Genomic DNA, 20,741 nt, shown 5'->3' on the forward strand with positions numbered 1-20,741 from the left:
GTATGTCCTTCTCCGTAGTATGCTATGACTTTGATCTTAAAGTCTAGATCGTAACGCATAAAATAACCCCCAAAAGTTGTGTCCAACTTATGGGGGTCAGTTCATATAGGAGCCGCTTTTTTAGGTCTGTTGAACTTAAGCGATATCAATCTAATCTACTCAAAGTACAGGCTAATCAAGACTATACAGTTTGCGTCTTTAGGGTTTGCAGGTAGTTTCTGATATTACTAACATAGTGCATCGCTTGACCATAACGGCTGTTTGAGGCTCTATTTTCTGAGAGATAATCATAGACGTTCGCCCAGCTCTTATCATCTATCCCTTGCGCGCGCAGCTCACGTTGAATACGTTTTACCGCGTTTGGTCCCATATTATAACCTGCTAAGGCAAACCAGATGCGATCAGTCTTTGGCACATCAGCAAAATCTGCTTTGACCTGCTCAAGGTAGCGCGCGCCGCCACCGATACTTTGATATGGATCAACGCGATCTGAGACGCCCATCGCTTTAGCCGTGCTATTGGTAAGCATCATAATACCGCGTACACCCGTTGGCGACACTGCGCTGGCATCTAAGTGCGACTCTTGGTAGCCCATAGCGACAAGCAGCTCCCAATCGTGATTGTAGTTTTGTGCCTGCTGCTGAAACGACGACTGATAATCGGGCAAAGTCTCAGTCAAGGTTTTTTGAAAATGATCCTGACTATAGGCATCTTTTAATAAGTTTTGATTATAAAATGCGGCCAGCTTCTGCGTGTCATCGAGCTTAATGCTATCACACAAAAAAGTACTGGCTTTTTGTGATAGCGGATCATCTGAGCCATTAAAGCTCCAGCTCACCTTTGGATGCAGACCATTATCAGTTAAATTACTATCATAACCGCAGCTTAGATTGACTGAGGACACACCAAGCTGACTTTTCAGTTGCGTACTGGCTGTCGTTAATGCCATATCCGCTGCGCCTGCTTGAACCGCCTTTAGCGCCGCTTGCTCATTGGCATAAGCCTTTAGGTTGACGCTAACGCCAAGCTTATCTGCGTAATCACGCACTAAGTCATAGCCAAAACCATGCTGAAAACCATCGGTAGCAAAATAAGTACTATCACCAGGTACGGCTGCGATGGTCAGCGTCTGCTCAAGCATGACATTGTCATATGCTGCGACGTCATTATTCATAGTTGTCAAACTCTCAGCTGGCAAAGATAGCATAGCGATACCTGAGACTTGAACGAACTTTTTAGATTTTGCAAAACGGACTTTTGAGAGGGTGGGGCTTGATGGAACGAGGTTACTTCTAGTGGTAAGCGCGCGCTTAGAGGGCTTTAATAAATGCGATATACGGCGTTTAACCCCTTGCGTTGACACTTTGACACGATAAGTAATACGTTGCATGGATGTCTCCTGATTTTAGCCATCCTACTTATCTTAAACGTACCTAACAGATCCAAAAGCAGTACGTTTTCAACCGTGCTTTAGTCTATTATTAATAGACTGGAGCATAGTCTTGTTCTATTAGCGCTCATCGTATGCCAATCATTAATTAGCTGACGTAAGCAAGTAATCTATTTGTGCAAGCTGAGTTAAGACGTTCAATTAAGAAACTGACGCGCACAGCATTACGAAGGATAGTATGCAGATGATTCCTTCATCAAAACAGATTAAATGGCACTATAGTACAGATAAGGTCATGAAAAAGTTATAAAACAACAGCAAGTGCATCAATACAATAAAAGAGTATCTAATGCAGGTTGTACGATGTCAAAGTATACTAAGCATACCTTGATAGGCTGTTATCTAGCGGTATCAATAACACAAAGATAAATATTCTTAATTTATAACGAATATTGCGCTTTGTTATTGCCGCGATACTATAGGTATAAAGACTGTATTTTGAACAGTATATACGCTAATAGCACCATAACCGGAAGCTATAATAAATGGAATGCCTCATGACAAAGCAGTCTTTTACATCTTATTACTATGAGGGTTTTATCGCTATTATTCAAGTGGGGTTAAGTAAACGGCGATAAAACTTAACAGTGAGGGTATAAGCGGTCATATTTAGGCCAATAGGGGTTTTTTTGCAAAATTTGGCATAGGTCACTGACAAAATCTTTAAATTAAGCAGGGTTGTCTATATCGATAAAGGTGACAGGCAAGCCAAAATGCTTAGATACCAGCTCCCCTAAAGCATCAATGCCGCCGCGCTCTGTGGCATGATGACCACAAGCGAAATAATCGACACCAAGCTCACGCGCGCTATGAGTGGTACGCTCTGATATCTCCCCTGAGATATAAGCATCACAATTCATAATAGCGGCTTGCTCTATCATATCCTGCGCGCCGCCTGTACAAATACCAACGCGTTCGATAAGTCTAGGCTTATTGTCTGCACAACTAGGGATATGTAAAGGCGTACGTTGTAGCGCTTTTTGGATAGTGGCTTTTAGATCGTCGGCACTTTGCGGCGTACAGGTGGCAACATTGCCAACAGGATGCGTCTCATGAGGGTAGAGTGCCCCTGTTATACTCAAACCTAATGCCTTTGCTAACATAGCGTTATTGCCAATAATGGGATGAGCATCAAGCGGTAAATGGTAGGCAATAAGTGAGATGCCATGTTGCATCAGTTTGCGGATACGTCGACCTTTCATGCCTGTGATCGTATCGTCTTCGCCTCTCCAAAAGTAACCATGATGTACCATAATGGCCTCAGCACCAGATTCAATCGCCGCATCGATCAGTGCTTCACACGCAGTCACGCCAGTAACGATGTGCGTGATAGGACGACCTCCGTCTACTTGCAACCCATTTGGCGAGTAGTCTTTGAACGCATTCGCTTGCAGGTAATCATTACAGAACTGCGTTAGCGCTTGCGCGCTGATAGTTACGTTTATAGGTACGTTTGATGTTGATACTTCTTTGGTATGCGTTGTCGTTTTAGTTGTCATTACTTCTCCTAACCGTAGCGCTGTAATAATCGTAAATAAAACTTATACAGTATTTGTTTAGTTGTAGTGTTGCAAATGGGTAGATAAGCACAATAACGCAATAAGAACACGATGAGTTACCTTTGTATGAATAGGGCCTTTATAATTTATGCATATCCGTAGGCTCAGCGTATATTATTACTAATTATTAGCTTTGCATAATACAAATTATAGAGGTTTTGTATGTCGTTATCTCCAAACACCAATAAAAAGTCATCGCTGTGGAAGTGGGTGCCGTGGGTGTTATTGTTAATCGTAAGCGCTGGGTTTGTCTGGTTGTTTACCAGTATGCAGCAGGCGCCCTCACAAGCTTGGGAGCCGCCCAAACCGCCCGTCATTGAGCAGCCTAGTCCCAACCTAAATACCCCTGTCCCTGTGTCATCGTATCATGATGCGGTTGCGCGTGCGTCGCAGTCGGTGGTCAATATCTATACCACGCAGACGATGGCAGAGCATCCGTATATAGATGATCCTGTGCTGCGCCGCTTTTTTGAAAATCATGGCGATCAGCAGTCTCAAGGGGCTACTAACCTAGGCTCTGGGGTCATTGTATCAGAAGATGGTTATATCGTAACCAACGCCCATGTGGTTGAAAAGGCCGATGAGATTACGGTTGCCTTTAGTGACGGCCGTAAAAGCCGCGCCAAAGTCATCGGTACCGATCCTGATAGTGATCTTGCTGTGATTCGCGTCGATATGACGGGATTGACGCCATTAGGGTTTCGCGAAGAGCCTATTCGTGTGGGCGACCTAGCTTTAGCGATTGGTAACCCATTCGGTGTCGGGCAGACCGTTACTCAAGGTATTATCTCAGCCACAGGTCGTACTGGCCTTGGTGTCAATAAGTTTGAGGATTTTATTCAGACGGACGCGGCGATTAACCCGGGTAATTCAGGCGGCGCACTCGTCGATGCTCGCGGTGAGCTGGTCGGTATCAATACCGTGATATTCTCCCGCTCTGGCGGTTCGATGGGTATTGGCTTTGCCATCCCAACGGCGCTCGTTGAGCAGGTGATGAATGCACTGATCAAAGACGGTCGCGTGAGCCGCGGCTGGCTCGGGATTGAGATTCAGTCGCAGCTGCGTGATCCCACTCAGCTTGAGACTACAACGGGTGTTGAGGTATTGAACGTCGTACCACAGGGCCCTGCTGCCAAGAGCGGCTTGCAAGTGGGTGATATCATCCTCACTATCGATGGCGTTGAGATGACTGATGCTAATACGCTTATTCAGTACGTGGCACGCAAACCGCCAAATACTGCGCTCAATACACAGATTCTACGCCGTGGCCAAAACGCTGAAGTTGAAGTTGTATTAGAGGAGCGTCCAACGCAAGAGGCCGTACAGCGTCCTGTCGTGATGCAGCAAGAGGGTCTAGGCGGTCGCAGCAATCCGCACTTGCAAGACGATGGCGACACGCCCATGATGACAGAGGCCGAGCGCGACCGTATGCGTGAGGAGCTGATGAAACTCTTTGAGCAAGACGCTGCCACTCAGTAAAGAGTAACCGTAGATCACAAAAAACGCGCTGTCCTTGTTGGGGCGGCGCGTTTTTTTAACGATTTCTTAACGATGACATTTGGCCTGTTATCTTTCAATAAACTCATGACTGATATGGATGACGCCCTGTACCGTGCAGCAGCAGGGTAGTATCTCATCTTCTTCTATCATAGCTAGCGGCACAAAAGGGTAGTCCACAGGATGGGAGCTCTCAATACGGCGCACGCGGCAGCTGCCACAATAACCCTCACGGCATTGAAAATTTACCTCATGACCGGTACGCAGCAGGCCATCAAGCAAGCTCTCACCGTCATGCAAGTAGAACTGTTTTTTGCTGGTCTTTACCCATGTCATAATTGAGCCTATATGTGCTGCTTGTCTATATCTGTTAGTGTTTAACGATATCGTACTTAAAGCTTACAACTCAAAGTCATCAAAATCACTCTCTGATAAGTCTGAATCTATCTGACCGACCAGATACGAGCTAATCTCCGTCTCTTGCGGCGCGACTTGCACGTTGTCTGACGATAGCCACGTATTGATCCACGGAATTGGGTTAGACTTTGAGTTTGGGAACGCAGACGGCAAACCAACCGCTTCCATACGCAGATTGGTAATGTACTCAATATACTGGCACAAAATGTCTTTATTGAGACCGATCATCGAGCCGTCTTTGAATAGATAACCCGCCCATTCTTTTTCTTGTTCCGCCGCTTTACGGAAGATCTCGATACCTTGCTCATGGCACTCTTTGGCGATCTCCACCATCTCAGGGTCGTCTTTACCATGACGCATAAGGTTGAGCATATGCTGCGTACCCGTTAAATGCAGCGCCTCATCACGCGCAATGAGTTTGATAATCTTAGCATTACCTTCCATCAGTTTGCGCTCAGCAAAGGCAAACGAGCAGGCGAATGACACATAAAAGCGAATGGCCTCAAGGACATTGACTGCCATAATGCACAAGTATAATTGCTTCTTTAAAGAGCGCAAATCAATCGTAATCTCTTTGCCATTGATATTATGCGTGCCCGAACCGTACAGACTATACAGCTGCGAGTTACGATACAGCTCATCGTAGTACTCAGCGATGTCGGAGGCGCGCTCCAAGATATGCTCGTTCTGCATAATGTCATCGAACACGATACCTGGGTCATTGACGATATTACGAATGATATGAGTATAGCTGCGCGAGTGAATGGTCTCGCTAAATGACCAGGTCTCAATCCACGTCTCAAGCTCAGGGATAGATACCAGTGGCAGCAGTACAATATTAGGGCTACGACCTTGGATCGAATCGAGTAGGGTCTGGTATTTCAGATTACTAATAAAAATATGCTGCTCATGCGAGGACAAATTGCCATAATCAATACGGTCACGTGAGACATCAACCTCCTCAGGACGCCAAAAAAACGACAGCTGCTTTTCAATCAATTGCTCAAAAATCGGATGCTTTTGTTGGTCATAGCGGGCGATGTTAACGGGCTGACCAAAAAACATCGGCTCTTTCATCGCGTCATTTGGGGTTTGATTAAAGATTGAATACGTCATGGGACTGCCTTTAGTGGTTATGCGGTAGTTAATAGTTAAGAGTTATAAATTCTCTAAAGATATCTGCGAGGATACTGGTTCATCATTCATATAGGCTTTTATAATCTCGCTCAACTCTCGATCATCGAGTCCTGCCAGCTCACCGATATGACCCTTACCAGTGTCACGCGTATCAGGGTTTTGCACCTGTTTTGATGCTGCTCTTTTTGCAGGTCTTTTAGATGACTTCTTCACGGTTTTTACCGCTTTAAGTGCGTCATTGGTCTCAAGTTGCGCGCGTACCTCGTCCAAATCCAGCTCTACTTGTACGATAAGAGAGCCACCCTCGTCTAGGTCTGCAAACACATTTGGGATAAAAAGCCCACCATCTTTGATGATTGCGGTATAGCTCACGTCTGTGACCTCCGTCGTTTTTGTGCCATCTTTATTATAGTCATAAAGCTTGAGCTTAAAATGCTACGATTTAATAGTACGTTTCATTAACGCTTACGCGTTGTCAGGCTATCATACACTTTGTTATTTTCTCTTTTGCCTACGGCTAGCACATAAACCACCACTACATCATCTTTTACGGTATACACCAGCCGGTAGCCTATGGTGCGTAGTTTGATCTTATAAGTGTCTGTATGTCCCGAGAGCTTTGACGCTGGCACATGAGGGTTAGATAAGCGCTGCTGTAATTTTTTCTTAAATTGCTGCTGAATGTTTGGCGCTATCTTTTTCCACTCTTTTAATGCCAAAGGATGAAACTCAAGATTATAAGTCATCCAACGTGACCTTTATAGGTATCTGCCCATCCTTCATTCGTGTGTCAACGATTTGGCTTAATGCCATATCATCCATTGCTTCCATCATACGCTCAAAGACGTCTGTTGAAACTAAGTAAGCCACAGGTTTGTTATGATTTAAAATAGCAATGGATTCGCCATCCGACTGTTTGATCAGTGCCGAAGGGTTGGTCTTGAGCTCTGAGATACTGGCTGTCTGTGTCGCAAATATTGGTTGCATAATTCATTCTCCACTAATACTAAGCTCTAAATATAGGGCTAATTTTAGCACGAAAATTAGGTCTTAATTGTTACTGTTTTAAATTTAAGCATTTTAAGTAGCCCATCCCGCCTTCCGCTTGTATCTGCCTAGCCATCAGCGTTGGCAGGATACCGTTTTAGAATTTACGAAAATGTAAATTCTCTTGCACTCGGACGAAGCAGTGCTTCGTTGTTTCCTCGCTCAGGGACTAAACGACATCTTTAGGGCAAAGCTGGTCTTTCTTAATAACTTTGCCTTTTGCGCTTGGTTTGTAGTTTCTTTTGTAGGGTGCTTTTTAAGCACCATTAAATTCAATTTTGGAACTATTGGTGGGTTACGCTTGAGCTAACCCACCCTACGCACATCTTCAAAGCTTATCTTCTTATCATGGTGCGCGGAACGCACCCTACATCACGAGCAAGCATTCGCTCTAAAGTCGAAAATATTTTGGCGTAGGCTGGTGCTTTAGCCCAGCATCTTGCTTTTGTAAAATTACAATGCTGGGTTAAAAACCCAGCCTACAACACCTGTTAATAATGCGAAATAGAAAACATTATAAGTTTACGGTTTAACTAAAATTATTTCGTTAGGGTTTAAACCTTCTTGAACAAATAGTTCAGGAGTGTTCTCTTCATTTAACCCTTCTAGCATAATTGATGCTTTAGCTTGATTAAATGCATTTTGAACTGAAAGTCCGAAACCAATGGAGCTATAGAATTGGGAAGAAAATATTATTGCTGCTTCGTCACCAATGCTTGTATTCATACCAATAGCTACTTCTACATGATTTGTAACTAGCTTTGCTTGGTTATACGAATAACATGTATTAAAGAATACTAAACGGATTTTGTCTGAAGAAGACATCATTACCTGTGCGATAGCTTCTTTACTTACGAACTTCGAATTCCCTGAATTATCTTGAAAAACTATTTCATCTGTGTCTGTACCATGTCCACTAAAATGAACTATTGTAGGACTTACTTCGTTAAGAGCTTGAAGTAAATCAGTCGTTCTCAATGCCCAATGGCTTTCAAATAATACGGAATCACGATTTTCCGTTTTTCTAATTGTTTCTTGAATGGAACGAGCTTCTTCATCAAGCCTCAATTGTTGGCTATCCATAGGGTTTGATGCTAGAAATAGAACGTTTATTTTTTCTGGCAAATTTTGGAGTTCTTTTATACTAGCAGTCATGCTTTCATGTACTCCTTCATGTTTATAGAGTGTTGTATTTATTTTATTCAGCTTTGACAATTGCACTTTTCGTATTCTCTCATTCTCATTATCTTGCTCTTTAGCTAGCTTTTTTTCCTCATCAAAAATTTGCTTACTCTTAATGCTTATTTTCTTATCGTAATCTGTAACTTTTTTATCTATAGCAATAATCTGGCTTTGAAGTCTCTGTATATCACGACTCTTAGATTTAATAGTGCTTACACTTTTAGCTTTTGACAAGGCTAGAGATGCAGAGTTCATTTTTTTCTTTAGGTCGTTAGTTTTTAACTGTTCTTTGTTCCTAGATTGAGTTAAACGCTGTAACTCCTCTCTTTTTCGTTGGACATTTCGTCGGTAAGTATCTGTCGATGACATTAATAAACCTCCATTATAATTTAGAAATCTTATGGTTATACTTAGTGCGATACAAAGGCTAATAGCTTTATAATTAGTTGAGTGTTACAAGCTCCACTCAACTTATAAAATTAGCTTGAAATTGTAGTTAAAGTTGATTTAGTGCCCTTCTGTAATCCTTCAACATCTATTGTCACATGCCATATACCTGACGATGGAATTACAAGTTTATAAGGCGATTTTGTAATATAACCGCCGTAGTATTGATGTCTTCTTCCATTTTCGTAGTTGGAGAGATTAGAAGAGTTCATTAAACGAACGTTTGCAGCATTAGTAAGTGTAATTTCTATAATTTCACTTTTAAATTTATGACCCAAATTATAATGTGTAAAATTCATACTGTAGTACCTCTTGTCTAAGTTTGTTTTCAAAGGATGACTATTGCTTCATCTATATTCATGGACAAGTGGTAAGGTTTAAACTAGAATACATCGCTCTACGAGGTTATTCTATTTGCTTACCACTTGTGGACGTCGATAGTCTCAACTTCCTGATATTAAATACGCCAATATTTAATATCTCCAATGGCATAGGTAATTATTTATCTATGCCATTTTTATCTTCTACTATCTACCTCCTGTGCCACTCCTTTGTAACTACCTTTCATACCACTCATAAATCGACCTGTAGTAGCGTCTCTCTTAAGCGAATGCTTAGGGTTACTAGGATGCTTCATTTGAGTTCGAGCGGTTACCGAACCTCTGCGAGTACTACGGCCTGTATTCTTAGCCATACTTAAATTACCTCTTTATTGATTAGTTTTAGTGGTTTTATGCCATCTAAATTTTTGTTTCACCTCCTTTCACTAGACCAGGTTATCTATGAAGCTCTCTAAATTAGATCAGAGAGCCTAATAGCCGAATTTTTATATCTTACAAGCCCCACCAGCACAATCATCTTCCATATCCGCTTGCGCGTCGTTCGCGCCATCACGGGTGTTGTGATAATACAGTGTCTTTACGCCAAGCTTATACGCGTTGAGTAAGTCTTTGAGCAAGATCTTCATCGGTACACGACCACCTTCATAACGAACTGGATCATAATTCGTATTGGCTGAGATACTTTGATCGACGAACTTTTGCATGATAGCGACGAGCTTGATATAGCCATCGTTATTTGGCATTTGCCACAGTAGCTCGTATTGACCGCGTAATTTTTCAATCTCTGGCACGACTTGCTTGAGGATGCCATCTTTGGACGCTTTGATAGACACTAGACCGCGTGGTGGCTCGATACCGTTGGTGGCGTTGGCAATCTGGCTTGAGGTTTCAGAGGGCATCAGTGCAGTGAGGGTCGAGTTGCGTAGACCATATTCGGTAATCTCGCCGCGCAAGGTCTCCCAGTCCAGATGCAAGGGCTCTTGGCAAATCTTATCCAAGTCCTTTTTGTAGGTGTCAATCGGCAAGATACCTTGCGAGTAGGTGGTCTCGTTAAAGGCAGGGCACGCGCCTTGCTCTTTTGCCAGTTTATTTGAGGCTTTAAGTAGATAGTACTGCAAGGCTTCAAAGGTTTGATGGGTGAGACCCAATGCTGAGTCGTCTGAATAGCGTACGCCATTCTTCGCAAGGTAATAGGCATAGTTAATGACGCCCACACCGAGGGTACGGCGACGCATGCTGCCATTATGAGCGGCTTTGACGGGATAGTCTTGATAGTCAAGTAGGGCGTCGAGCGCGCGGACGATAAGTTCAGCAGGTTCTTCGATATCGCTGACGTTATCGACTTTGCCTAGATTGACTGCCGATAGCGTACACAGGGCGATCTCGCCCTCTTCATCATTGATGTTATCAAGCGGCTTGGTCGGTAGGGCGATTTCCATACATAGATTAGACTGGCGAATCGGAGCAACTGTCGCATCAAACGGGCTATGGGTATTGCAATGATCGACGTTTTGGATGTAGATACGACCCGTGCTGGCGCGCTCTTGCATCATCAGGCTAAATAGGTCTGCCGCTGGTATTTGGCGCTGACGGATAGACGCGTCACCTTCGTATTTGGTGTAGAGCGCTTCGAACTTGTCTTGATCTTCAAAGAAGGCATCGTACAGACCTGGGGTATCATCAGGGGAGAATAGAGTGATGTCTTGCCCTTTGATCAGACGTGTATACAGGGTTTTGTTTATCTGTACGCCGTAATCCATATGACGGACACGGTTGTCTTCGACGCCGCGATTGTTTTTGAGGACAAGAAGTGATTCCACTTCTAAGTGCCATAGCGGGTAGAACAGCGTCGCTGCACCACCACGTACGCCGCCCTGTGAGCAGCATTTTACCGCCGTTTGAAATAGCTTGTAGAACGGAATACAGCCGGTATGCTGAGCTTCACCGCCGCGGATAGGGCTACCAAGGGCGCGAATACGGCCAGCGTTGATACCGATGCCGGCGCGCTGCGATACATAGCGCACGATAGCGCTGGTAGTGGCGTTAATGGAATCAAGGCTGTCACCGCACTCGATGAGCACGCACGAGCTGAACTGGCGTGATGGCGTGCGTACGCCCGACATGATCGGCGTTGGCAAAGAAATTTTGAATTGTGAAGTCGCATCATAGAAGCGCTTGACGAAGTCTAAACGATTGGACTTATCGTAGCTGGCAAACAGACACATACCGACGAGCATATAGAGGAACTGCGGGCTCTCATAGACGGTCTTTGACACGCGGTCTTGCACGAGGTACTTACCTGCCATTTGCTCAACGGCGGCGTAAGCCAGATTCATATCGCGCCAGTGATCTAGGTAGGCCTCTAACTCATCAAACTCGCTACGGCTATAATCAGCTAGGATATGCTCATCGTACTTACCTGCATTGGTGAGGGTCGTGACATGGTCAAACAGATGCGGCGGCTCAAACTGGTTGTAGGCGATCTTGCGCAGATGGAAGATTGCAAGGCGAGCGGCTAGGTACTGATAGTCGGGCGTATCCTCTGAGATGAGATCAGCGGCTGACTTGATGATAGTTTCGTGGATATCGCGGGTTTTGATGCCTTCATAGAACTGAATGTGTGATTTGAGCTCCACTTGCGACACTGACACATTATCGAGTCCATCCGCTGCCCACTCGATGACCTTGTGGATTTTATCCAAATCTATAGGCTCGAGGCGTCCGTCGCGTTTGGTTACTTGAATCTTATCGATATGTGTCATGTTGTCCCTCATCCAATGTTGTTATTTGTCAAAATCTTAGCGATTGCTTTTATAGCGCTAGGTAGAGCGGTAACCCCTAATGGTTTAGAATATTACGTCTATACCGCCCACTTTTTTTAGGCCAAACGATGCCGCAGCCCTAGTGACGAGAAAATTCACTGAGCACTACATATAGCGTGTTTGTTGTTAAGTAGGCACAATATAGCCCGAATATTTTGAAAATACTATATTGATTTTAGATTTTATTTATGTTGTCACAAGAGCGAAGGGGTGTGATTTTGACGCAAAGGGCGATGTGGCAAGGGGTAGAAGAATTTAAAGGATTTTATAAAATTTTTTGTAAAAATGAAAATATGCGCTTATTTACTAAATGCATATAAACGCACTCAAATTTTGCGCGCTTAGAGCATAAAAAATTGCCACCCTAAAAAGAGTGACGACTATTTGATATTAAGATAGCTTACACGACTAAGCGTACTGTTTTGGCCTCATCAAGTGCTGCATATAGCGCGTTGACTTGCGCCGCTTCGGTCAAGTACAGATTGACGCGTGCTGAATGAAAGCGACCTGTTTTAGACGGCTTGACTTCAATAGAGGCCAAATCAAAATCTGGGAACTGGCTACCAAGAATGAGTTTAACTTCATTGAGCAAACTATCATGCTCGCCTTCGTGACCAATAATGCTCAGCGGGTAATCCATTGGAAACTGCCATAGCTCGATATTTTGGATATCCGTTTTTTTGCCTTTTAAGATACCGTCATTAGCGACAAGTTCAGTCACTTTAACATCTCTTTTGCTATCGGTCTGCGTTGTGGCTTGGTTAGCGTTGCTTTGATTGGTGTTGTTTTGATCAACAGTGTTGTTTGGATCATTACTCATAATAGAGTCCTTATTGTTGTTTGACAGCGCCCAACTAAGTTAAATCAGTAAGCTTGGCCAGATCGCTTTATGCACTCTATATAGTGATTGGTCAGTGGTTTTTCAAGAGTGAATACTCAGCTATATAGCAGGCACAAAAAAGCTGAGACTCGCTCAGCTTTTTGGTTTGATTTGTACTCTATATAGCGGTGCTTAGAGTTTAGTCATTCTCTAAGAACGAACGTAGATGCTCAGAGCGTGACGGATGACGCAGCTTACGCAAGGCTTTGGCCTCTATCTGACGGATACGCTCACGCGTCACATCGAACTGCTTGCCGACTTCTTCTAGCGTATGATCGGTTGGCATATCGATACCAAAGCGCATTTTGAGTACGCGTGCTTCACGCTCTGTCAAGTTGCCTAAAACGTCACGCGTCGCCTCACGTAGGCCCGCTGAGGTAGCATCATCGACAGGGCTTGAGATCGTAGAGTCTTCGATAAAATCGCCTAAGTGCGAGTCTTCATCGTCACCGATAGGCGTCTCCATAGAGATCGGCTCTTTGGCAATTTTGAGTACTTTACGTACCTTGACTTCGTCCATCTCTAGACGCTCGCCTAATTCCTCAGGCGTCGGCTCACGGCCCATCTCTTGCAATAACTGACGCGAGACACGGTTGATCTTATTAATAGTCTCAATCATGTGTACTGGAATACGAATCGTACGCGCCTGATCGGCGATAGAGCGGGTGATCGCCTGACGAATCCACCACGTCGCATAAGTTGAGAACTTATAACCACGGCGATATTCAAACTTATCGACCGCTTTCATCAAGCCAATGTTACCTTCTTGGATTAAATCCAAGAACTGTAGACCACGGTTGGTGTATTTTTTGGCGATTGAGATGACCAGACGCAAGTTAGCTTCGACCATTTCCTTCTTGGCGCGGCGAGCCTTGGCTTCACCGACCGCCATGCGCCGTGCTACATCCTTCATATCGACAATTTGCATATCGAGCTGCTGCTCGTAATCACGGATTTTGCGCTGCAATAAAATCACATCATCAACGACTTTCTCTAGCGTCTCGCCAAATGCAGGCTTGCCTTTTAGGCGCTCAATGAGCCAATCAACATTGGTCTCATTACTGGGAAAGGTTTTGCGAAACTCTTCGCGCGGCATGCGACCACGGCGGATGACCAGACGCATGATTTGACGCTCTTGTTTGCGCACATCATCATAGACATCATGCATAATCGCCATGACCTGATCTGACATGCGGTTGTTAAGTTTGAGCATCATAAAGCGGCTAGCAAGTTGCTCATAAGCTTCGACGGCTTGTGCGCTACCGCGTCCATAGTCTAATAGGGCCTGCTTGGCAGTAACGAATAACTCTCTGATTTCCTCAACACGTAAACGCACCTCTTCAGGGTCGATACCACTGGTTTCTTCTTCTTCGACCTCGTCATCGCCGCCGTCAACATCATCCTCGTCGTCTTCGTCATCATCGTCTTTTGCATTGACTTTTGGCTTGATGATAGGGGCGTTTTCTTTTTCTTCTTTGATACGCTCACGCTCTTCTTTGGCGCGCTCTTTTTCTTCTTTAGCCGCCTGCTTATCTTCTTCGGTTTCAGGATCCAAAAACCCTGTGATCACATCAGAGAGCTTTTTGTCGCCATCGAGTACGCGCTGATATTCATCAAGGACGAACTGCACGGTACCGGGCCAATAAGCCATTGCGTGTTGGACGTCACGAGTTCCTTCTTCAATGCGTTTGGCAATGGCAATCTCGCCTTCACGAGTAAGCAGATCTACTGTACCCATCTCGCGCATATACATACGCACAGGGTCTGTTGTGCGACCAGGCTCAGTCTCTACCGCTGCAAGTACCGCCGCCGCTTCATCCGCCGCCGCTTCGTCATCGCTTGAGTCATCATTCATCAAGATGTCATCAGCATCAGGCGCGGACTCAAAGATTTTGATACCGACGTCGGTTAGCATCTGAACGATATCTTCGATCTGATCACTTTCGGTAATAGAATCGGGAAGCTGATCGTTCACCTCAGCATAGGTAAGGTAGCCTTGCTCTTTACCCATCTGAATCAAGGTGGCCAGCTGAGAGGTGGACTTAGAAACTGACTTATCGTTCATAAATACTCGCTTTTTTTGTACAGACATTTTTATGAGATGACAACGAGACGTTTAAAGTAGGGTTGACCCTAATCACAGAGGGGTCAAAACCGCGTCAGACTTATCAGTAGTAATAAAAATGAATGGATATCAATTGGTTCTTACCATCAAAAATACAGCACCTAAAAATGCTCAACACTCAAAACGGATAACAATAGTAACGGCGTAGTTTAGCACAGACTCTATGAATGACGTTAAAGCGCGCTAAAGGTTTTTAGCAATTATTGTCATTAAAGAAACTGCTTTGCAGCGCTCACTTGTTACTTTTAAATAATCATTATTCTTAGTAAGGTTTTAATGATTTGTATGTGTAATCAATGGGGATTATAGTGAGTATTTTAAAGGGCTTGAGGCGATAAGACTATAAATACTCTATTTGCGCAGGCTCAATGATACTAAATTTGACTGCTCGCCATTTGCGTCGATTGCTCAGCGCGCTTACCCCGTAGCCAGTTGCTCAGCTGCTGGGTTTGCATATTGACGATCGCTTGCTTGATATGATCAGGGTTTTTTACCAGCTCTTGCATCTTCTTTTTCATAGTACGCTCAAGCAATTGACTGACCAACTCTTCAACCAAGTCATCAAGGCTAAGCACGTGTCTGTCAGTCAAGGCTTTATAGAATCCGCCCCAATTGCGACTCAGCATAGGCTGATGGCTTGGACTTAGGTTCGATAAGACAAAATGCGCGGCAGCGTTTGCATCATTAGGCAAATATGGCAGGCAGCGCTGAATGGTACTAACCACATCAAATAGCGCGCCATCTTGCAGATCTTGCCAAGCGAGCGGACACACGATGTCAGGCGCGGCTCGCTGCATAATGTGCGCCGGTATGTTGATACGATCAATGCCTGCTTGCTGCCAAATGGATGTAATCGGATCATCGATAAGCGTGCGCGGTTGAAACAAAAAACACAGTTGCAGCTGCTGACTGATGGTCATGTCGCCATCAAAATCTAGTAGTGCATCTTTGGCCTCAGTGTTTTGACTACGCTTGCCGCCAAGCTTTTGGTAAATATCGTTATTGAGCAAATAACGAAAACTGCTGCCTTTGGGTAAAGAGGTCGTCAAGGTGCGCACTTGTGACATCAGCTTGGCTTTACCTTCGGCAAGGCTCAAGTCATAGCGCTCACTTAAATAAGCAAAGATATACTGCGATAAAGGCATAGCGCCAGCTATCTGCTCGCGCATGGCATCCACGCCATTGGCTTTGATAAAGGTGTCGGGATCATGGCCATTGGGTAGATTCAAAAAGCGCAGCTCTTTGTCATCACCAAGCACGGGCAGGGCAACTTCAAGCGTACGCCAAGCGGCTTTTTGTCCTGCGCTATCGCCGTCAAAGCTCAAGGTTAGCGTTGGATTCATGGTCAAAAGGCGCGCAATTTGACTCTCATTAATCGCCGTACCCATGGAGGCCACAGCGCCATAGATACCCGCTTGATACAGAGCAATGACATCCATATAGCCCTCAACTACCAGCCAGTTATCCGCGCGCTGCTGCCGTGATTCATAATAGCCGTAGAGCACATGCTGCTTATGAAAGACAGGGGAGTCTGAGGAGTTGATGTATTTGGGCTTGACCTCGTCATCGAGCGCCCGCCCGCCAAAGCCTATGGTACGTCCTTGATTATCACGAATCGGGAAGATCACCCGATCACGTAGCAGATCGTAGTCACGCCCAGACTCAGACTGACGCACTAGTCCAAGTGCCTTAAGGCCTTCGATGTCCTGCGGGAACTGATGCTCTAGATGCTGCCAGCCAAAGGGCGCATAGCCCAGTCCAAAGGTCTCAATGATAGAGGCGGAAACTCCGCGCGCGGTAAAGTAATGCATAGCATGCGGATGTGTGCTCAGGCTGTGCTGATAAAAGGTTGCGATCTGCTCTAAAAGATCGTATAAATTGCCGTCTTGGTCCGCTTGATTGTCCTGAGAGCCTGGCAGGCTAGCGCTGGCATGCAAGTCCCAAGCAGGTGGTAGGTTGTGACTGTCATCAAAGCCACTATAATCGTAATTATTATCATAAGTACCGCCAATGTCAGTACTGCCAATGTCATTACTACCAAAACTGCCGACATCATAGTCTGCGCCGTAAGCAATATCCTCTGGCATACCTTGAGAACTATGGTCATTGTTATCTATGCTAGTAGGCTGACGATGATGTTCAGGCGGCGCTGTTTTATCGGACGTATTACGGCTACTTGATGACGCTGATAGCGGCGTCGCTACATCTTGTGATGTAACAGGTTGCGATGTAACGGGATGCGGCTTGCTTGGCTGCGGCTTGGGCGCGCGGCGCTGGTAGCTGACGTTTTTTTGCTCGTCTTTAGGGACTTCTATACCCGTCTGCTTGGAGAGCTCATTGACCGCCTCGATGAAGCTGAGACTTTCATAATCGCGCAAAAAGCTAATGGCATTACCGCCGACACTACAGCCAAAGCAGTGATAGATGTTTTTTTGTGGATTGACATAAAACGAGGGTGATTTTTCACCATGAAACGGGCAGCAGCCTTTATACTCACTACCTGCACGTTTGAGCGTCGTATGACGACCAATAATGCTAATCAAGTCAGCTTGGCTATTGAGTTGTTCGAGGATATGGTTTGGGATACTCATACAAAAAACAGTTTACCATAAAGCGATAAAAGGGGAGCGCAAAACCAAAAACAAGGCCAACGCTAGAGTTGACCTTGAATAGAATAATATGAGATTTGACTGACAAAAATTTGAGTATTGCTTTTACTTTGAGCAGTGAGCCAATTTAAGTACTAAGTCAATTTAAGTACTAGCCTATTTAGCTACTAAGCTTACTTAAGGACTGCAGTTACTCAAAAGTTACTCGGTATCATCCATGTCATCAGTATCGTCAACATCAGGTACATCTAACTGAACGCGATCACTGACATTGTCATCAGGTAGCGTCGTACGGCGCGTAGGATTGATGTTTTGTGGATCAACATTGGCTTCTCTAGCCGCTGATGCAGAGCTACCTTGACTGGTGATTTGTTCAGATGATTCCTCAGGCAAGCCAAGACCAATATTAAGACCTGAGCGCGAGGATGAAAAATCAATAGCATTGCTTGCAGTAGAGGTATCACTCGTTGGGAGTCTGAGCTGCGCGGCATCACGTACCATCTGAGTTTTGGTCGCGCCAGTATACTGACCATTTAAAGCAGTAGTATTAGAGGTATCAGCACGGCCAAGTTTACCAAAGGTGATTTTGTTCAGCCAAGTGCGGTCGCGTTTGGTATCGAGTTTGACGCGGCCATCGTTAGTTAGCGTATCAGGATAGTTAATCTGTAGCAGGGTTTTGTACTCTTGAGCCAAGTCATCTAGTCCGAGTTGCTCGTGACTGTAAGCCAGAACTGCCAAGGCTTTTGGCGTAGATTCACTTTGCGGATAAAACTGAAAGACCCACTTGGCACGATTGGCGGCGGCAACATAAGCTTCGCGCTCAATGTACCAATTAGCAGCGTCAAGTTCGCTCTCGGCAAATTGGTTGTACAAAAACGTCATACGCTGAGCGGCATCTGGCGCATAAGGGCTACTAGGGTATTTGTTGATTAATTCTTGAAAATTAGCAAAAGCAATACGCAAGTAGGAGGTATCGCGTTCAGCTTGATTGGTCTTAAAAATATTAATGCCGCCTGATGGCCCTTGCATATTGGCCACGCCGCGTACATAGTAGGCATAGCTCACTTGCGGGTTGGAGGGGTAGAGGCTGATGAAACGATCAGCACTACTAGCAGCTGACTCGTACTCGCCCGCCTCGTACTGCGCGTACATAGTATCAAGCAAAGCTTGCTCGGCATATTGCCCAGTTGGGTAAAAGGTACGTAAGTTGCTTAAGTCTTCTACCGCTTGGGTGTAACGACCTTTGTTTATCTTTTCAATCGCATCGCTGTAGTAGCCTTGCTCAGATCTTTCAGCGGTGGCTACCGCATCGACATCATTACCCGTTAAGTTCTTAAAGGTCTGACAACCGACCAAATTGACACTGAGTGCCAGCACCGTTATTGAGGACAGTTTGATCATCGTATTGCGAGCAACGTGCATACTTCTTCTCCGACACAAAACGCATAATAGCCTTGATGCTATATGCATATAATAAAGTGATAATAAGGGCGCAGCTTATAAGCGCTGTGATTGCCTATAGGTATAGTTTATATCGTACAAGCTTAAGTGTGTGCATTATAGTGCCATAGCATACAGCAAAATATCGATAACTTTGTACAATAAAATGTAGGACGTCTGTTTTTTGACCCTCATATTTGCAGTTTAACACGCGTCACATTGGTGAGCGATAGCAAATGCTACTAGCTTCGATAAACACACAGTCCGTTACGACGACGTTAGATTCGTACGCTTAGTTCGTATGCCTATTTGGCATGCTCAGTGAGATAGTAGCGCATAGTCAGACAAGATAACTGCGCGTCACTATAGGGCATAAAGTGCTAGCATGGTACACTAGCTTTGAGAACAGCAAACCTGCATAAAGTCACTCGATAAGAGCCATTTAATAAAAACTTACTTAGTAAAGGCTATTTGATAAAATAGTTTCGCTAGTAAATGTGATAGATACGAATCTGCTATGAGTAATAATGACATGACAACCCAAGTGGCATCAACTAAGGCGGCGTCTGCTCAAGCCTCAGCGGCAAAGACGCCAGAGAATTTAGCGACACAGACGCCAGAGAATAAGTCACATGATGACAATAAACCTTTAGACGCGCAACAATTCGCTGGAGCAGACATTGATCTTGAAGCCAGCAATCTTGAAGATGATTTAAATGATGCTGATTTAAAAAGTGCTGATGTCGAAGACAGTGACGCAATAGATGATGACGACGATGAAGTGGATAACGACATAGGACAAGCGGTTCCTGTCATTATCGATATGAGCTATACGGTAGCAGACAACCAAGCAGGTCTGCGTATTGATAAGCTGGCGGCACTTGCCTTTACCGACTTTTCGCGTGCTCAATTACAAGGCTGGGTCAGCGATGGCAGTTTGCTATGTAATGGTAGTATCCAAAAGCCCAAATACCGCGTCAAAGCAGGGGACGTCATTCATCTATCGACGACGCTACAGCAGCATAGTAGCGATCAGCCAGAGAACATCCCTATCGAAGTCATATTTGAGGACGATGAGGTATTGGTCATCAACAAGCCTGTCGGTATGGTCGTGCATCCTGGTGCGGGCAATCAGACGGGTACCCTCGTTAATGCGCTGCTATATCATTATCCGCAGCATCATCATCTACCGCGCGCAGGACTCGTGCACCGTATTGATAAGGACACCTCAGGCCTGCTACTTATTGGCAAGACCAAACCTGCGCAAATGGCACTCATGGCCCAGCTCAAGGACAAGGCAGTATATCGCCACTATCAGTGCGTGGTGGCAGGGGATCAAGCTAGCCTAAAACGTCATCAAACTATCGATGCGCCTATCGGTCGCCATCGCAATCAGCGCACTAAGATGACTGTGATGACCGCAGGGCGCGAGGCGGTGACGCACTTGCTCGATATTACTGCGCTCAATGACAATTATTGCCTATTGGACGTCGGACTTGAGACAGGGCGCACGCATCAGATTCGTGTTCATCTAAGTCACATAACTTATCCTATTGTCGGTGACCGCGTCTACGGTGGACGTCGTCAACTGCGTGCAGGTCTCACAGAAGCACAGCGTACAGCGATTAGCAGCTTTCCTCGTCAAGCCCTGCACGCGTATCGATTAGGGTTTGTACATCCTACAACGGGCGAGGATGTTGAGGTAATGGCACCGATTCCAGAGGATATGCAGGCTTTGATTGCGCTATTGAGTGATGACTAAGCTGATCGTTTAAGAGACAATACTCA

17 protein-coding genes are annotated in these 20,741 nt (G+C 45.0%); 2 read left to right on the top strand and 15 right to left on the bottom strand.

Annotation, left to right across the window (positions count from 1 at the left end; genetic code table 11):
- Positions 1-181: 181 nt before the first annotated feature.
- Positions 182-1,390, bottom strand: a complete 1,209-nt coding sequence (locus tag ACTXGE_RS12115; RefSeq protein ID WP_435949053.1) for a transglycosylase SLT domain-containing protein — start codon at positions 1,388-1,390, stop codon at positions 182-184.
- Between the two features lie 728 nt (positions 1,391-2,118).
- Entirely contained in the window at positions 2,119-2,949 is an 831-nt protein-coding gene (locus ACTXGE_RS12120; RefSeq protein ID WP_443543646.1) for a Nif3-like dinuclear metal center hexameric protein, read from the bottom strand.
- 222 nt (positions 2,950-3,171) lie between these two features.
- Here ACTXGE_RS12120 and ACTXGE_RS12125 point away from each other — a divergent pair, with 222 nt between their 5' ends.
- The gene (locus ACTXGE_RS12125; RefSeq protein WP_443543644.1) at positions 3,172-4,488 is read left to right on the top strand and encodes a S1C family serine protease; all 1,317 of its coding nucleotides are present in this window, start codon (positions 3,172-3,174) and stop codon (positions 4,486-4,488) included.
- An 87-nt stretch (positions 4,489-4,575) separates the two neighbouring features.
- On the opposite strand, the gene yfaE is transcribed toward ACTXGE_RS12125, so the two are convergent.
- The 13 genes from yfaE to ACTXGE_RS12190 all read right to left on the bottom strand — a co-directional run bounded on the left by yfaE (position 4,576) and on the right by ACTXGE_RS12190 (position 18,935).
- Complete coding sequence (yfaE, locus tag ACTXGE_RS12130) at positions 4,576-4,842, bottom strand: class I ribonucleotide reductase maintenance protein YfaE (protein WP_317198958.1); 267 nt, start codon at positions 4,840-4,842, stop codon at positions 4,576-4,578.
- Between the two features lie 63 nt (positions 4,843-4,905).
- A complete protein-coding gene (nrdB, locus tag ACTXGE_RS12135; RefSeq protein WP_435949049.1) occupies positions 4,906-6,039 on the bottom strand; it encodes a class Ia ribonucleoside-diphosphate reductase subunit beta in 1,134 nt (377 codons plus the stop codon).
- Between the two features lie 42 nt (positions 6,040-6,081).
- Entirely contained in the window at positions 6,082-6,432 is a 351-nt protein-coding gene (locus tag ACTXGE_RS12140; RefSeq protein ID WP_443543642.1) for a hypothetical protein, read from the bottom strand.
- Positions 6,433-6,518: 86 nt separating this feature from the next.
- Positions 6,519-6,806, bottom strand: a complete 288-nt coding sequence (locus tag ACTXGE_RS12145) for a type II toxin-antitoxin system RelE family toxin (RefSeq protein ID WP_443543640.1) — start codon at positions 6,804-6,806, stop codon at positions 6,519-6,521.
- Positions 6,796-7,047 carry a type II toxin-antitoxin system Phd/YefM family antitoxin gene (locus ACTXGE_RS12150; RefSeq protein WP_443543638.1) on the bottom strand — a complete coding sequence of 84 codons (252 nt, stop codon included), beginning with the start codon at positions 7,045-7,047 and terminating at the stop codon, positions 6,796-6,798. The genes ACTXGE_RS12145 and ACTXGE_RS12150 overlap by 11 nt, the downstream gene beginning before the upstream one ends.
- A 582-nt stretch (positions 7,048-7,629) precedes the next feature.
- Positions 7,630-8,658, bottom strand: a complete 1,029-nt coding sequence (locus ACTXGE_RS12155) for a CHAT domain-containing protein (protein WP_443543636.1) — start codon at positions 8,656-8,658, stop codon at positions 7,630-7,632.
- Between the two features lie 110 nt (positions 8,659-8,768).
- Positions 8,769-9,035: a DUF1883 domain-containing protein gene (locus ACTXGE_RS12160; RefSeq protein WP_443543634.1), complete on the bottom strand. Its 267-nt coding sequence runs from the start codon at positions 9,033-9,035 to the stop codon at positions 8,769-8,771.
- A 218-nt stretch (positions 9,036-9,253) separates the two neighbouring features.
- The gene (locus ACTXGE_RS12165) at positions 9,254-9,430 is read right to left on the bottom strand and encodes a hypothetical protein (RefSeq protein ID WP_443543632.1); all 177 of its coding nucleotides are present in this window, start codon (positions 9,428-9,430) and stop codon (positions 9,254-9,256) included.
- A 132-nt stretch (positions 9,431-9,562) separates the two neighbouring features.
- Positions 9,563-11,839 (bottom strand): class 1a ribonucleoside-diphosphate reductase subunit alpha, encoded by a 2,277-nt coding sequence (gene nrdA, locus ACTXGE_RS12170; protein WP_443543630.1) that lies wholly within the window; start codon positions 11,837-11,839, stop codon positions 9,563-9,565.
- 460 nt (positions 11,840-12,299) lie between these two features.
- Positions 12,300-12,593: a YbeD family protein gene (locus ACTXGE_RS12175; protein WP_317199045.1), complete on the bottom strand. Its 294-nt coding sequence runs from the start codon at positions 12,591-12,593 to the stop codon at positions 12,300-12,302.
- 325 nt (positions 12,594-12,918) lie between these two features.
- The gene (rpoD, locus tag ACTXGE_RS12180; protein ID WP_435949037.1) at positions 12,919-14,844 is read right to left on the bottom strand and encodes an RNA polymerase sigma factor RpoD; all 1,926 of its coding nucleotides are present in this window, start codon (positions 14,842-14,844) and stop codon (positions 12,919-12,921) included.
- 434 nt (positions 14,845-15,278) lie between these two features.
- Entirely contained in the window at positions 15,279-17,495 is a 2,217-nt protein-coding gene (locus tag ACTXGE_RS12185; RefSeq protein WP_443543628.1) for a DNA primase, read from the bottom strand.
- A gap of 219 nt (positions 17,496-17,714) precedes the next feature.
- A complete protein-coding gene (locus ACTXGE_RS12190) occupies positions 17,715-18,935 on the bottom strand; it encodes an outer membrane protein assembly factor BamD (protein ID WP_435949035.1) in 1,221 nt (406 codons plus the stop codon).
- A 535-nt stretch (positions 18,936-19,470) separates the two neighbouring features.
- Here ACTXGE_RS12190 and ACTXGE_RS12195 point away from each other — a divergent pair.
- Complete coding sequence (locus tag ACTXGE_RS12195; protein ID WP_435949033.1) at positions 19,471-20,715, top strand: RluA family pseudouridine synthase; 1,245 nt, start codon at positions 19,471-19,473, stop codon at positions 20,713-20,715.
- Positions 20,716-20,741 lie beyond the last annotated feature (26 nt).

It is taken from the genome of Psychrobacter sp. T6-4, from assembly GCF_052258425.1.
Taxonomy (GTDB): Bacteria; Pseudomonadota; Gammaproteobacteria; order Pseudomonadales; family Moraxellaceae; genus Psychrobacter.